The following is a 15,389-nucleotide window of genomic DNA, read 5'->3' on the forward strand; positions in this document are numbered from 1 at the left end:
GCTGGAGTAATTTACACTTCCTTCAGTATTCAATGGCCTCCAAGGCACGTAGATTCCGATTGGACTGTTCCAACAGTTCCGTAAATGTCCCAGCCACGTAATATACAAAATCCGGATCATGTATGTACATAATAATCTGCCCGTACGAACCTCCTTCTGTCGGATCAAAGTCGAACATCAGATACAGTGATCCACCTCCGAGCATGCCAAACGTAACCCATTTTTTCTGAAAAAGGTAGGGTTTGATTCGGGGATCAAGTTCTCCGATCTCTTCTTCGGTAAAATAATCATCCATGCGGTTCTCCACCAGCGTGGATTGCCCCTTTTGAATCCTTTCCAGGGACAATAGATAAAATGGCTCAGTTTCCCGTCCGTCCTCAAGGCTTGGATACAAGACGTGAAAGCCATAACCGCTCCCATCTTTACGTTTATAAAACGCACGAAAATCAGCAGGCAAACGAATGCCATGTTCCCGCTCGAATGCGTCAAGCTGCTCATCCGTCACCCCTTCAAACTGGCGGTATTCGTTGAGCAACTCCCGGTTTTCCTCATCTTGTACCTTCTCCTCCAGCAATATATCCAGTTCATCCATCAATTCATATATACGCTGTTCTGGCATCCAATTCCCTCCCTATGAACTATTCAGATAATATGGTGAGTGTTATGCGAGCAAACTGTGCCTGATTTCACCTCATATTATAGTTATAATCCGAAAAAGCACACAAGAAACCGGAGTCCTTGCTTTACATACTACAATGGTCTCATTATTTAAAGGTGGTGGTTGCATAATCAGCACACCCGGCTCCATCCCAATCAACATCTACAACCTTCATGAAAGTCGCTCCTAACAACAAATAAAGCTAGGGATACAGGGGCAATCCCTGTATCCCTAGCTTATTATTTATCTACTATATAAATGAAAATAATCTTTTATATCGTCCTCTTTAATCAAACTTCCAGCAGGACAAGCTCAGGTTACCATACTGATAGGCTTTGAACAGGAGCGATGCACGCTTGTTCTGATCTCCCGCACCCATGGCGAGTAACAGCGGTACAAAATGCTCCGGCGTAGGCACGGCGGCTTGAGCTGAAGGTGCCAGTTTATCATAGGAGAAGAGAGACTCCGTATCCCAACTCACCAGCTTGTCATGCAGCCAGTTGTCGAACTCCGATGCCCACGGGTCAATGCCGTTACTTTCCCAGTTCAATCGACGTAGATTGTGGACGGTTCCTCCGCTGCCGATGACAAGAATGTCTTGCTCACGTAAGGAAGCGAGCGCTTGTCCGACCTGATATTGCTGCTCACCTGTCAGATAGCGATTCACGGACAAGGCAATTACAGGAATATCCGCATCCGGGTAGAGTAGGCGTAGAACGACCCAAGCGCCGTGATCCAGGCCACGGACGTCATCTGTCTGTACCGGAATCCCGGCTTCTGCAAATAAACGCTCCACCTCGGCTGTGGTCTCTGCCTGTCCTTGAGCCGGATACTTGATCTGGTACAGCTCGGGCTGGAAACCGCCGAAATCATAGATGGTTTCGTAATTGGCTACCGAGGATACAAGCTGAGTGGTAGATTCCCAATGAGCAGAGAACAATACAATTGCTTTGGGTTTTGGCAGTTCCTGTCCTAGTTTTTGCAGAAATTCAGTGTACACATTCTCCTCCAGTGCAAGTGACGGGGCACCGTGAGCAATAAACAGAGATGGCATCATTTTGAATTCAGTCCTTTCGGGTCTTCGGTAGTCAGATTTGCATCCGTCCGAAGCCATTGTTGGAATTGTTGATATAGATCGGGGGTCACTTGATGCCCACCGTTGTAAGGTACATATGTGACGTGATTCGTATGTTGACGGAAGAAATTGGCGTTATCTTCGCCCAGTTGCAGCGGGAATAGATGATCCTGATCCCCATGTGAGATGAACACAGACAGCTCCGAATCGGGTTGCAGCTTGTACTCGTCTTTCACAAATTGCGGGATGTACCCACTCATCGCTACTATGCCTTTAATGGCATCTCCCATGATCAGCGATAGGGTCATTGCCATAATGGCGCCCTGGCTGAATCCGGCGATATAACGCCGCGTGGGATCAATAGTATATTGGGCGGACAGCTCAACAATCAACTGTTGCAGTCCCAACACGGAGGCATCATACAATTCACGGATGGGGTTGCCAATGCTTTTGATCTGAAAATAAGCATAACCACTACCCTGAACGATAGGCCCACGGATGGCAACAATAATAAAATCAGACTGCATAGGCTCCATTAAACGAAGCATATCTTGCTCATCTGATCCCATGCCATGTAAGGCGAAAATCACAGGATAACGTTGATCTGGATTGTAATGAGACGGTAATCGGACGTCATGTATATAAGGAGAATTCATTGAAAACACCACCTGATGAGGAATGAGTTAATATATCGCTTTGATGATAAAGTTCACTAATATGAAATAAATATTCTTATTTATGAACAAAATTTATCATGGTTTCATTGTAGGGTCAATACTTTTTTTGTATGATGAATATATGTTGTTTATAAAAAAAGTTAAAAACAGTTAATAGATAAGCCGCTGCGCATGGTTCATATTTTATTCCCAAGGACGTGATCAGGATGTTAAAGCGTATCGTGCCTATTTTGAGAATATTTGATGAAAATAAAGCTAGAGAGTTCTACCTTGAATATCTAGGGTTTCAATTGGATTGGGAACATCGCTTTGAACCGGATATGCCCTTATATATGCAGGTCTCACTCGATTCCATCTTGATTCATCTGTCCGAACATCATGGAGATTGTACACCTGGAGCTGCCTTACGTGTGGAAACGGATAACTTGGAGGCATTACATAATGCACTTCGTCATAAAGAGTACAAAAATGCGAGACCCGGTATCGAGGAGGCCCCTTGGAATTCAAGGGAGATGACCGTGACGGATCCGTTTGGCAATCGGATTATATTTGTTGAGGCAAGCGCTGAATAGATAACCTGAAGTAGTGAAGCTTACGTCTGGTGTCTTATATAGATCAATAGAAGGGGAGGGACGCAATATGGATATTGGCTTGGCTATTCGTACGATCCGCAAACAGAAACAGATTACGATCATGCAGATGTGCGAGGGCACGGGGTTGTCCAAAGGTTTTATCAGCAACGTAGAAAATAACAAAACGTCACCTTCCATTGCTACGCTTGAAAGTATTGCGGATTATCTGGAAGTGCCACTTCCTTATTTGCTGCTGACACCAGAGCAACGGATGAATGTGGTACGTAAGAACGAGCGCAAGGAAACAACGGCGGGAAGCGGACAGATCAAAGTGCAGCAGCTTACAGCCAAAGGTGCGATGCGTATGTCCATTGTGGAGTTACCGCCAGGTGCTTCAACCGGGGTTAGCAAACATGCCGGGGAGGAAAGCCATCTGGTGTTGCAGGGGAAGATTCGTGCGGAGCAATGCGAAGATGTGGAAGTTCTTGAAGTGGGTGATTCGTTTACCTGGAATGCAATAGTGCCCCATGAAGTGACCAATATCGGTGAGGAGCCTGCGGTGGTGCTCATTGCGGTGTCCAAAGAATTGGGTTTGGATCATTTATAAAATAAAAAGGACGGCTCCCAAGTCATGAACATGCGAACCTGCATACATGTACAATGGGAAACGTCCTTTTATATTTCTAACGAACTGAAAAGATCAGAAGCACACTGTCTATTGTGGATTAGTCGTCCAGATGCCTGCTGCTTTAACAAAGACACGGTCGGACAGCTTGAGTGTTGCGAGTGCAAGTTCAGCTACATCTTCCGCTTGCATCATGCGATCTTCGTCGCCAATTTTCAGTCCGGCATTGGTCGCAAGCTCCGTATTAACGGTGCTTGGAGTCAGTGCTGTCACACGAATGTTGGACTTGCGCACTTCCTGCATCAGAGATTCGGTCATGCCGAGTAGCGCAAACTTGGATGCACAGTATGCCGAACCTGTAGCGAATCCGCGTTCACCTGCAGTGGAAGCAATATTGATAATGCTGCCGCTACTTTCCTTGATCATGCTTGGAAGGACAGCGCGTGTAACGTAATATGTACCCATAACGTTAACATGCAGGATGCGCTCCCACTCTTCGGGCTCCATCTCCATGAACGTCCCGAACTTTCCGATCCCCGCATTATTGATGAGAATATCCACCGCGCCGAGTTCCATCTCAATGGCTGCTACAGCGGCTTCCGCCTGTGTGCGATCCGAGATATCTGCCACAGCACTGGTTACTTTCACACCGTATTCTTGACTAAGAGACTGCTGCAGAGCCTGAAGATCGGAAGCGGTGCGAGCGATAAGGCCGAGGTGTACTCCTTCTTTGGCAAGTGCTTCAGCGATGGCACGACCGATGCCTTTACCGGCACCTGTAATGATAGCTGTTTTATTTTTAAGTTCCATGTGGATAATTCCTCCTTAGAATTGGACTGGCATTTGATTATACTATATTACCCACAGTTCGGAAATTTGCTTCATCACTATTTGGTAATCTCGATGCTACCAGAGGAGGTACGGGCCTTGATCACTTCCCGGCTTACCATTGGCGATTCAGGTACATCGACACTTCCGGAAGTAGCCTTAGCGTCGTAGATTCCGTCAAAATCAGGTGCAGCTTGAATGAAAATATCTCCTGATGTTCCAGACGCATTAATCGGGGCGGAATGGGACTGTTCAATATGAATGCTACCCGAAGTGAATTGAACATCAGCTGCGCCGTTTAATTCAGTGATCTCAATATCTCCTGATTTAATCTTACTGTTTACATGACCGGCAATCTGATCTGCCGTGAAGCTTCCGGATGTCTGTTTCACGGTCATGTCTCCATCAATCATGGAAGCGTTAATGTCACCAGAAGTTAGAAACAATTCAATATTGGGCGCCTTGATGTTTTCCAGACGTATGGAACCTGAGGTATTATTCAGCTCAAGCTGATTGGCATTTAGACCTGTCAGATCCCAGTCACTTGAAGAGGAGTCCAGCTTAACCTCATTTAACTGGTGTCCTTCAGGCAAGGCAACGGTTATTGTGGAGTCTTGATCATTCCAGTACAAGGTGAAAAATTGCAATCGTTCACGTTCTGTCTGCGCCAGTTGGAATGTGCCGTTGGATAAGGTGGCCTGTTCGAAGCTTTTGACTACAGCAGGGTCCCATTTGCCATCCACTTCGATATAACCATTCAAATCCGGGCTTACAACAAATTCAATATCTGCACTGAAATTAGCATTCATGATAATGTTCTGCAATTCATCTGCTTTGAAATCCCATCGTTTGGAGTAATGCTCCCGTTCATCCCCGAACTGAACGCCATAGATAGATGTCCCGAGTAAACCTATTCCGATACATATCACGGCGAGCGCAAGCCATTTTTTAGTGCTCATGCGGAAACATCTCCTTTCATCGTGTTTTTATTCCATCTAATATATTGAAGAGTAACGATTTTGAAGGTTCTAAAGACATACTTCGATGCGATGGCAAACAAAATGCCGACACCGAAAGCGCCAATCGCAACGAAAATCTCCGGTTTATCGAGTTGGCCCAGGAATACAAAGTCCACAACTGCTGCTACAGGAGCCACTACCAGCAAGGAAAGGCTGGCAATAACAAGCCATACCGACCACATCATGAGACCAAGAGGAATGCCAAGGATCAGATTCAGGAATAACAGGCCGATGGCAGTGAAAAATTTGCGAGTGGCTCTGGTGTTGTTTCTGGGTGACCGCATCTCGCGATACGTCGGTGCATAGAACGCATCTGAACCCGGCGTATGAATGTCATAACGATCACCGAGTGCTTCCTTGGCGATTTCTTCCGGCTGTCCGAGTTCCCGAGCGATCTCTTCTTCCAGCCTGCCTTCTCGTAGTCCAAGCTCGAAATGTTGATCATAGTCGGCGAGCAACTCAGCCCGTTCGAATGGGTCCATCGGCCGTAGATGAATTTCCATGGCTTTCATAAATTGTTGTCTATTCATTAGGGGTTCCTTCCTCAATCAGATTTGCGACATTGCGCACAAATTCATTCCATTCTGTCGTCAGTGCCGTCATGTAGTCGCGACCTGTATCGGACAGTCGGTAATACTTGCGCGGCGGGCCTTCAGTTGATTCTTGCAGGTAGGTGGTGCAGTAACCGTCATTCACAAGCCGGCGAAGCAAGGGATACAGTGCACCTTCAGCAACTTCGATATGTTTGGAGACCGCCTGAGCCAGTTCGTAGCCATACCGATCCTGGCGGTTAATTAATACCAGGACGCACAGCTCCAATACTCCTTTTTTGAACTGGATGTTCACATTCACACAGGTTCCTCCTTCGTAGCTTCATTTATAGCTAGTGTATATTGTTCAGTAGTGGTGAAGTCATCATAGCATCCAGTACTGTTTAATGCAAGGTAGTGATTTTAAAATAGTTCCGTATCACGATTGATCGATAATGAGTTCGTTTAATACTGATGCTTAGCTGAAGCTGTCTGTTTAGCTATAATTCAGCATACGCAAAAACCGGATCGGTTACTTCCGTCTGGAGGCGGATTCCGATCCGGTCTGTGAGATGAACTTTTGTTTCTTTGGTTTACAGGTTAATCGCTAAATGTCGGTTATTCTTGTGCATCCAGAACTTTGAGGTCTTCCACAGCAGGGCCCTCAATGACATGACCTGCATAATTGAAGCGGGAACCATGGCATGGGCAATCCCATGAACGCTCGCCCTCGTTCCATTCGACTTCGCACCCCAGATGGGTGCAGGTGGTATCCACCAGAAACAGCTTTCCACTGTTGTCCTTGTAGGCGCCAGCCCGTTTGCCGTTATGTCGAACGACAGCTCCTTCGTCTTCACCAATATCGCTAACATTTTTGTGCACAATGCCTACTTTACCAGAGATTAATTCCTTGGCTACATTGGCGTTCTCCACAATAAAGTTCTTCATGCCAGGATCTGCTTTGAATCTTGCTGGATCAAATACTTCAGCATGCGGATTATCACGTCCGGTGATGCGATCTGCGAGGATGTGACCAGCCATGGTACCCGTTGTCATACCCCATTTGGCAAACCCGGTCGCCACATATACACGTTCATGTCTTCCGGTAATCGGTCCAATGTAAGGCACCTTGTCAATGGAGATCAGATCCTGGGCTGACCAGCGATATGGAATGTTGCGAATGCCAAATGTCTCCGCTGCGAACTGCTCCAGGCGTTCATAATGACCGAAGGTGCAGATGCCTTGTCCGGTTTTGTGATTTTCACCGCCAAAGAGGATATGTTCTTTTCCGTCATGTAAGACAGTACGCAAGGAACGGGACGGTTTATCGTCTGAGATGTACATACCGCCCGCATAGGGTTTCTCCGGTTCGACTAATACGGCGTAGGATCGTTCCGCATGTAACCGCGTGAAATAGAATCCAGGATCATAGACAGGGAAATGAGAAGCCACGACAACATGTTCCGCTGTTACGGATGGGCCATCGCCATAAGTTCGTACATGCAGGGAAGCATCCTCCTCCACATCGGTTACGGTGGTGTGCTCATAGATACGTACCCCTTGTTTCACAGCGGAATCGAGCAAGTAGTGCAGATAGGCCAACGGATCAAAGCGTGCCTGACCTGGCATGCGAATACCTGCCCTAGCGGGAACTGGAATAGGGAGTGGGTCTACCCACTCACCAGGGATATTGAGTTTGTCATAGGCGGTCAGCTCGATCTCCAGTTTTTTGATGTTTTCCTCCGATTGAATGTAGACGTAGGCATCTTCCTCTACCCACTGGCAATCAATCTGTTTTTCCTTCACCAAATTGCGCATCCACTTCGCGGCATCGGCATTGCCTTCATAGTACATCCGAGCCTGTTCTTGTCCGAAGTGATGCATAATCTCATCAAATATGACGCCGTGTTGTACAGATACCTTGGCCGTGGTGTGACCGGTCGTGCCATCCAACACTTTTCCAGCCTCTAGTACGACCACACGCATACCCGTCTGCGCCAGCAGATAAGCGGTGGTAATCCCTGCAATACCGGCACCGATAATCGCTACATCGGCGGTGATATCTTCGGTCAGTTTTGGATAGGCATCGAATTCATGCGTAGCACGCCAAAATGATTCGGGGACGGGGGGCAGACCCGTCTTGGACTGCTGATTGTCGCTCATTTTTCTTCCTCCTTGTTTATCTTCATTCGGTTGATTCGCTTATCGTTCAGTGCACATCGTTGTACTCTTATCCATGATTGCCAGACTATGCCAGGAAAAAACGGTGCTGTTTAGATTTTGCAGAGAGCTGTTCGCAATTTCCTGCGGAGCACCTCTGTTTTTTTTGCTAAACATACTATATGATTAGATTACCGAAATCGTTTTAGGTTTTGAAAAGAATGATAGAGTTATACACCTGTAAACGTTGATTATAAAAGGATTAATCTATCCATTGGAAGAACAAATCCATCCGAATTAACCCTCGATTTTTCTTGAGGTATGTATTCGCTATCATTTTGAATTTAGCGAGTTTTGAGAAACGTCCTAACTACCGATAACCAAAGGAGATTCTATATGACGACCAACCAAACGAAATATCCGTTTCAAGATACAGCACTAGAGTTAGACTTACGCGTGAAAGATCTTGTATCCCGCTTGACTGAGGATGAAAAAATTGAATCCATGCTGCAATATCAGCCAGCAGTAGATCGCTTGGGTGTACCTGCATACAAACACGGAACAGAAGCGGCACACGGCCTGGCCTGGCTTGGAGAAGCAACATCCTTCCCACAACCGGTGGGGCTAGCATGCACATGGGATGCGGATCTGATGAAGGAGATTGGCTCCGTGCTCGGAGACGAGGCGCGTGTATTTTATAAACGAAATCCGGCAGTGAACGGTCTTACGTTATGGGCACCTACAGTGGATATGGAACGTGACCCGCGCTGGGGACGGAATGAAGAGGCTTATGGTGAAGATCCGGAACTGACAGCCGAGCTGACAACAGCATTGGTCAAAGGAATTCAGGGCGACCATCCAAAGTATTACAAAGCGGTCGCTACCTTGAAGCATTTCCTCGCCAATAATAACGAAGTAGATCGTGGAAGCGGTTCGTCCAGCATTGATCCACGTAACATGCGTGAATATTATCTGAAGGCGTTCGAGAAGCCATTTAAGGAAGGCGGCGCACAGTCCATGATGACGGCGTACAACTCCATTAATGGTACGCCAGCGTTGTTGCATCCATTTGTGAACGAGGTTGTCAAAGGCGAATGGGGCATGGATGGTTTCATTGTCAGTGATGCAGGAGACGTAATGGGCATCAAGAACGATCATAAATACTATGATTCACACACACCAGGTACGGTAGAGTCTGTGAAGGCAGGAATTGATAGCATCACCGATGATGCTGAGCTATCCAAACAGGCACTGCGTGAAGGATTGGAACAAGGTACACTCACGATGGATGACATCGACAAAGCGTTGTTTAATACGTTCCGTGTGCGTTTCCGTCTTGGCGAGTTCGATCCGGAAGAAGGCAACCCGTACGCTGCTATTGGTGAAGAGTCCATGATGACAGATAAAGCAAAAGAACTGTCGCTCAGAGCCGCAAGAGAACAAGTGGTATTACTCAAAAACGACAAAGGCATGCTCCCGCTGGACAAAACAAAAGCTGGTAAAGTGGCTGTGATTGGTCAATTGGGCGGAACGGTCTATCGTGACTGGTATGCAGGCACCATGCCGTATAACGTATCCCCACTTGAGGCGATCCGAGGCAAAGTAGGCAGCGATAAAGTATCGTTCAAGGATGGAAATGATCGCATTACGTTAACTTCCGTAGCCAATGGGAAGAAGATTGGACTGGCAGATGGTGAGAAATCACCTGTTGTTGCTTCGGGAGAAGCGGAGACGTTTATGGTGTCCGACTGGGGCTTCGGAAGTTATACCTTGCAGGCCGAAAGCAACGGCAAATATCTGACCACAGATGAAGAGACCGTAACGGCTTCCGCTGATGAAGTGTACGGCTGGTTCGTGAAGGAAGTATTTCACCTGTTGCCACAAGAGGACGGCAGTGTAGGTCTGACCACTTGGAATGGCAAAACGGTGACTGCACCTAATGGTGGAAACGATGCATTTGCGGTGTCCGAAGAACTGAAAACCTTCGGTGCCACAGAGACGTTCAAACAGGATGTGGTTGTGAATGGACTGGAGGAAGCGGTAGCAGCTGCCAAGGTTGCGGAAACGGCGATTGTCTTTGTTGGTAATAATCCGCTTGTAAACGGGAAAGAAGAGATTGACCGTCCAAGTCTGGATCTCGCCGAATCCCAGCAACGTCTGGTTGAGGCGGTCTATGCCGCGAACCCGAACACGGTAGTCGTTATCGTGGGCAGTTATCCATTCACATCGAATTGGGTTCAGGAGAACATCCCGGCGGTATTGTACACTTCACACGCAGGACAGGAACTGGGTAATGCAGTAGCAGACGTACTCTATGGCGACTATGCGCCAGCAGGCCGTTTGAACATGACATGGGTACAATCAGCAGATCAACTGACCGACATCAAGGATTACGATATCATTCAATCCGGTCGGACATATCAATATTTTGAAGGTAATGTATTGTATCCGTTTGGACATGGTCTGACGTATGCAACGTTTAAATACAGCAATTTGGAACTTAGCCCAAATCAAGTGGGTACAGAGGGCAGCGTTACGGTAACTGTAGATGTAACCAATACCGGTTCAATTGCCAGTGACGAGGTTGTACAGTTGTACGTTCGTGCAGGCAAATCCCGGGTGAAACGTCCACTCAAAACGTTAAAAGGATTCCGTCGTCTTCATATCGAAGCGGGAGGTACAGCTAAAGTCAGCTTCACCTTGCCTGTTCAGGAACTGGCAATCTGGGATGTAACTCGTGATCGGTATGTCGTGGAAAGTGGAACTTACTCCATCATGGTTGCCAAGTCATCCTCTGATGTTCAGCTGGTTGCAGACCTGACGGTAGAAGGAGAGACGATCCCTGCCCGTAATCTGGGTGTGGCTACTCGTGCTGAGAATTATGATGCTTACCTGGGTGTTGATCTGGATGAGAGCAAAGAGGGCGGAAGTGCTGTCCGTGTAGTTGGAGAGCAAGGATGGATTGCTTTCAAGGATGCCGATCTGGGTAGTGGGGCAGCAGCAATTGAAGCGCGTGTCTCCGCAGAACAAGCAGGTGCTGTGTTAGAAGTTCGACTCGGTTCACCAGACGGTACGCTCGCAGGACGTGTGGAACTGGCGCAAGGTGAAGCCCAGCAGTGGTCTACCGTGAAGGCGGAACTCACAGGTGCATCAGGTGCGCAGGATGTATACATTGTGTTGTCTGCAGGCGTGCGCATCAGTCACTTCGAGATTCGTTAAGTCAAATAACTCATGAAAAAGCCTCCGAATGTATTCGGAGGCTTTTGTTTGGTTGTTTACTATGAGCCGTGCTTGTATTGTCCATTAAACGTATTTTTATTTTCCGTCAAACGTAATCATTTTTTGCACAAATTGCTTCAATTGTTTGTTGGTTTCATTCAGTTGCTCAATTGTGCTCATGAAATTGTTTACGAGTTCAGCCTGCTCTTGGGAGCTTGCAGTGATCTCACCAAGTTCATTTTCCATGCCTTGAATGGATTGCCGAACCGAGAGAAGAGAATCTTCAATACGGGCCGTTGCTTCTTTGGTATCCACAGACAGTTTGCGAATTTCTTTGGCAACAACGCCAAAACCTGCACCTGCTTCACCTACACGAGCAGCTTCAATGGCTGCATTCAAGCCGAGCAGATTGGTTTGTTCGGAGATTTCTCGAATAAAGCTGGCAACTTGAGTTACATTTCCTGATTTCTGTACGGCTTGTTTGGAGTTGTTCCGGATCTCTTCGGTTGTGGCACTTAGTTCTTCGGAGTGCGCGGCTACGTGCTGTACACTGTCAATTAACTGGTTAGTCAGATTTTCGGTAGCATCCATAAGTTGTTGCAGTTGCTCCTGATCATCCATACTGTAGAGCAGGTTAAACAGGGCGATGACTTCACCTTGTTCATTTTTAATAGGAATGAAAGCCACGTCAAAAGGAATGCCGAATAAATCTTTAGGGTAGTGATCGAATCGTTTGACTGTACCGCCGTTGAGATCAGCAAAATTTCGATTTCCATCCAATAGAGGGTCGCCGGGTTGATAATTCAGTTGCTTTAACGATTCCCCTGCTGAAAAATATAGGAATTTCTCATGATCAATAACGGAGAGGGTTACATCCTGACGAATCGTATCTCGAAAGAAAGGCATACATGTAATTAATGCTTGAACAATATCCATATAAAAGATGATTCCTCCCTGGTTACCTTATGTAAACGGTTAAATTTTAAATGCTAAATTAATAACTACCTATATTATATATCGTCATGCAATAGAGAAGAAAATAGAGAGAATGGATAAAACCTATTTCTTAAAGAAGACCGCTATACGCCAAAAAGACACGAGTCCGCTGGGGCCCGTGCCTTGTTAGTTGGTGAGGGGAATAAAACCAATGTTTACAGCATACTGAGCTGCATTGTAACGATGGTTCGAGTGGCTAGTGTTGCACTGACATCAATCAAACGTTGATTTCGACTGCCGCGGAAGGGCAGGGAGACATCTCGCTCCGCTTCAACGTATCGACCGTCAATAATCACATCGCATAACCGGGCAAGCTCTGCTCTCGCAGGGTCGGTAATCAGTTCTTCATATTCAAATCCCGTGTAGGCCCATACCGTCAGATCAGGACGTGCAGCGCGGAGCTGCTGGACCCAGGACGTACATTCTGCTGCCGAGAAAAAGGGATCACCACCACACAACGTAACGCCATCCAGCAATGGATGGGTCGTCACTTCATGCAGAATCTGCTGCTGCCGCTCCTCTGTAAAGGGCTCACCCGCTCGAAAGCTCCATGAATCCGGACTGAAGCAGCCCGGACAGGCGTGACGACATCCGCTGATGAACAACACGGCACGCAGGCCTGTCCCTTCATTCACCGATTCCGGAATGTAACCATATAGATTCACCGGTGCTTCACCCGATCCCGCACTTCGGCCTGCTTCGCAGCATTGAAGCGTACTTTGTAATCTCCGGTCAGATAGCCAGTTACGCGGCGTAATCGCTGGAAGTGTACATGGTTCTCGTGGGCTTCACAGCCTGGGCACACATCCCCAATGACCCCTTCATAACCACATGCAGGGCAGCGATCAATCGGATGATTAATGGAGAAATAACCGATATCCTGCGCCAGTGCATACTGCACAATTCGCAGGAAAGCTGCGGTGTTGGCCCGAACGTTTCCATCAAGCTCCACATAGGAGATTGCACCCGCGTTACATAAAGTATGGAACGGGGCCTCCAGTTCAATCTTCCGATAAGCTGGAAGAGTGTGATATACCGGGATATGGAATGAGTTCGTATAATACTCACGATCATTAACCCCAGCAATGAGGCCGTATCGCTCTCTGTCGATCTTCGTGAATTTGCCGGACAACCCTTCAGCAGGTGTGGCAAACAGTGTGATATTCAAGTTATGCTGCTCGCTCATCCGGTCACAGAACTCTCTCATGGTCCGAATAATGTTGAGCGCTTCGCGGTGTACATGAGGGTCCTGCCCATGATGGCGCCCATAGAGAGCTGTCATACATTCCGCGAGACCGATAAAACCAAGAGATAACGTTCCATGCTTTAATAGATCGGCAACCGGCTCGTTTGGACCAAGCTGTTCTCCACCTTCCCATACACCTTCCCGCATCATGAAGTCCGATGCCTTGGCAGGCTGTGCTGTCTGAATTCGGTAGCGGTGCAGCAGGCCGGAAGCGGCATTATGCATAACCGACTCCAAAGCAGTATAGAATCCGGCCCGGTCAGCGACAGCTCTGGCACCTTGGCAGATGCCAAATCGGATGCCGAGCTTGACGAGGTTAATGGTGTTGAAGGACAGATTACCTTTACCACTTTGACGATTGCGACCAAACCGGTCAGCCAGTGTACGTGTGCGGCATCCCATAGTTGCGATGATCGTATCCGGATCTTCCGGATGATAGAAAGGCAGATTAAAAGAGGCATCCACATTGACAAAGTTAGGATACATCCGCCGGGATGAACAGGTGACTGCGAGCCGGAACAAATCATAGTTCGGCTCACCTTGAGCCTGATTGATCCCTTGTTTGCACTGGAAAATATGTTGAGGGAACACGGGAGTCTCCCCGTTGCCCAGGCCACGAATGGTTGCTTCCAACAATGAGCGTGATACCAACCGACCTTCTGCTGATGTACATAATCCATAGTTCAGTGAAGTAAATGGAATCTGACCACCTGCCCGGCTGCTCATCGTATTCAGGTTGTGAATCAGTGATTCAGCAGCTTGTCCTGTCTCCAGTTCAGTCTCTTCATAGGCGAAGGCATATGCGCGCGGGCACTGATTCTTCGCTTCGATGCTGTCCAGATGAAGTTGTTCATCCTCGAGCAGGGTATGCTCACCAAAAAGGCGTTGCCCTTTGCGATAATGTTTGCGGAACGATCGCTGTACGTAAGGGGCCAAATCCCAGTCAATCTTATTGGCCGATACACCGCCATATTGACTGTTCTGCTGGGATTGGAAGATGATCGCAACCAGTGCCATTGCAGACATGATCGTCTGAGGTGTGCGAACCGATCCGTTGCCTGTATTGAAGCCCGCAGCAAGGAGACGGTCAAACGGAATAAAGATGCAGTTGGTCGTTCCAAGTGCATACTGATCCAGATCGTGTACATACAGATCCCCATTCTCCACAGCTTGGGCAAGCTCTTCTGGCAACACATGACGCAGAGCATGCCACTTGGCTGTCTCCGAACCGAGCCTGCTCATCTTACCGCTGAAGGAGTCACCGTTCAGATTCGCATTTTCCCTCAGCGTATCGGCGTCTTCTGCGCCAATAATTCGTCTTCCCAGGTCGGATAATAGATCGGATGCCGGTGGAGTGGCATACTCAAGCATGTTCATGTAAGGTTCCTCCTAAAATGATTTTGGGTATCATTCAATTCACGATAAATACTATATGTAGATTCGTATTATCCATTTATAAACTATATGTGGTTTTTTGGGTGTGATAATGGTCACACAACGTAGTGGGCAAAGTGGACTTTCCTTTAATTGCTGCGGATAAAGGTTCCCAAAGTCTGAGTAGAAGCGTATAATTGCTAGTTATCCTGCAAGGATAATTATACGAAGTCGGACAAGATGGACTTTAATCAATCTGAAAAGGCAATTTGCAATACATTTTCCGTTTTTAAACTATCAGTTCAAGACCTGCTTTTGTCCGACAACGGGCTATCGGCAGGCAGAATGATTCTCTTTTACTTCTACGGTGTTAATCATATAAGTATAGATTGTGACAGCTATTCGGATTC

The 15,389-nt window shown here is 47.3% G+C and carries 14 protein-coding genes; 3 read left to right on the forward strand and 11 right to left on the reverse strand.

The features are described from left to right. Nucleotides 1–22: 22 nt before the first annotated feature. From QF049_RS25410 to QF049_RS25420, 3 genes are all read right to left on the reverse strand, one after another. Nucleotides 23–619 (reverse strand): SMI1/KNR4 family protein, encoded by a 597-nt coding sequence (locus QF049_RS25410; protein ID WP_307541542.1) that lies wholly within the window; start codon nt 617–619, stop codon nt 23–25. A 325-nt stretch (nt 620–944) separates the two neighbouring features. Continuing rightward, nucleotides 945–1,715 carry a DODA-type extradiol aromatic ring-opening family dioxygenase gene (locus QF049_RS25415; protein ID WP_307541544.1) on the reverse strand — a complete coding sequence of 257 codons (771 nt, stop codon included), beginning with the start codon at nt 1,713–1,715 and terminating at the stop codon, nt 945–947. Beyond that, nucleotides 1,712–2,389, reverse strand: a complete 678-nt coding sequence (locus QF049_RS25420; protein WP_307541546.1) for an alpha/beta hydrolase — start codon at nt 2,387–2,389, stop codon at nt 1,712–1,714. Before QF049_RS25420 ends, QF049_RS25415 begins: the two co-directional genes overlap by 4 nt. 227 nt (nt 2,390–2,616) lie before the next feature. Between QF049_RS25420 and QF049_RS25425 the strand changes: the two genes are divergently transcribed. Together QF049_RS25425 and QF049_RS25430 are read left to right on the forward strand one after the other, a co-directional pair. After that, nucleotides 2,617–2,982 (forward strand): glyoxalase superfamily protein, encoded by a 366-nt coding sequence (locus tag QF049_RS25425; RefSeq protein WP_307541548.1) that lies wholly within the window; start codon nt 2,617–2,619, stop codon nt 2,980–2,982. A gap of 67 nt (nt 2,983–3,049) precedes the next feature. Continuing rightward, complete coding sequence (locus tag QF049_RS25430) at nt 3,050–3,589, forward strand: helix-turn-helix domain-containing protein (RefSeq protein WP_017691808.1); 540 nt, start codon at nt 3,050–3,052, stop codon at nt 3,587–3,589. A gap of 108 nt (nt 3,590–3,697) precedes the next feature. On the opposite strand, the gene QF049_RS25435 is transcribed toward QF049_RS25430, so the two are convergent. From QF049_RS25435 to QF049_RS25455, 5 genes are all read right to left on the reverse strand, one after another. Further along, nucleotides 3,698–4,417 carry a 3-ketoacyl-ACP reductase gene (locus QF049_RS25435; RefSeq protein ID WP_017691809.1) on the reverse strand — a complete coding sequence of 240 codons (720 nt, stop codon included), beginning with the start codon at nt 4,415–4,417 and terminating at the stop codon, nt 3,698–3,700. A gap of 77 nt (nt 4,418–4,494) precedes the next feature. Then, nucleotides 4,495–5,394: a DUF4097 family beta strand repeat-containing protein gene (locus tag QF049_RS25440; protein WP_307541549.1), complete on the reverse strand. Its 900-nt coding sequence runs from the start codon at nt 5,392–5,394 to the stop codon at nt 4,495–4,497. Continuing rightward, on the reverse strand, nt 5,391–5,984 hold the full coding sequence (locus QF049_RS25445; RefSeq protein ID WP_091012730.1) for an HAAS signaling domain-containing protein: 594 nt from the start codon (nt 5,982–5,984) through the stop codon (nt 5,391–5,393). The genes QF049_RS25440 and QF049_RS25445 overlap by 4 nt, the downstream gene beginning before the upstream one ends. Further along, nucleotides 5,977–6,306 (reverse strand): PadR family transcriptional regulator, encoded by a 330-nt coding sequence (locus QF049_RS25450; protein ID WP_091036026.1) that lies wholly within the window; start codon nt 6,304–6,306, stop codon nt 5,977–5,979. Before QF049_RS25450 ends, QF049_RS25445 begins: the two co-directional genes overlap by 8 nt. A 296-nt stretch (nt 6,307–6,602) precedes the next feature. After that, nucleotides 6,603–8,147 carry an FAD-dependent oxidoreductase gene (locus QF049_RS25455; protein ID WP_307541552.1) on the reverse strand — a complete coding sequence of 515 codons (1,545 nt, stop codon included), beginning with the start codon at nt 8,145–8,147 and terminating at the stop codon, nt 6,603–6,605. Nucleotides 8,148–8,540: 393 nt separating this feature from the next. On the opposite strand from QF049_RS25455, the gene QF049_RS25460 reads away from it, so the two are divergent. Further along, complete coding sequence (locus tag QF049_RS25460) at nt 8,541–11,363, forward strand: glycoside hydrolase family 3 C-terminal domain-containing protein (RefSeq protein ID WP_307541554.1); 2,823 nt, start codon at nt 8,541–8,543, stop codon at nt 11,361–11,363. A gap of 96 nt (nt 11,364–11,459) precedes the next feature. Here QF049_RS25460 and QF049_RS25465 read toward each other — a convergent pair whose 3' ends face one another. From QF049_RS25465 to QF049_RS25475, 3 genes are all read right to left on the reverse strand, one after another. Further along, the gene (locus tag QF049_RS25465) at nt 11,460–12,299 is read right to left on the reverse strand and encodes a methyl-accepting chemotaxis protein (protein WP_307541556.1); all 840 of its coding nucleotides are present in this window, start codon (nt 12,297–12,299) and stop codon (nt 11,460–11,462) included. A gap of 215 nt (nt 12,300–12,514) precedes the next feature. Then, complete coding sequence (nrdG, locus tag QF049_RS25470) at nt 12,515–13,024, reverse strand: anaerobic ribonucleoside-triphosphate reductase activating protein (protein WP_253503873.1); 510 nt, start codon at nt 13,022–13,024, stop codon at nt 12,515–12,517. Further along, entirely contained in the window at nt 13,021–14,982 is a 1,962-nt protein-coding gene (locus QF049_RS25475) for an anaerobic ribonucleoside triphosphate reductase (protein ID WP_307541560.1), read from the reverse strand. The genes nrdG and QF049_RS25475 overlap by 4 nt, the downstream gene beginning before the upstream one ends. Between the last annotated feature and the right edge of the window lie 407 nt (nt 14,983–15,389).

Origin of the sequence: Paenibacillus sp. W4I10 (assembly GCF_030816325.1) — a bacterium.
Lineage (GTDB): Bacteria > Bacillota > Bacilli > Paenibacillales > Paenibacillaceae > Paenibacillus > Paenibacillus amylolyticus_B.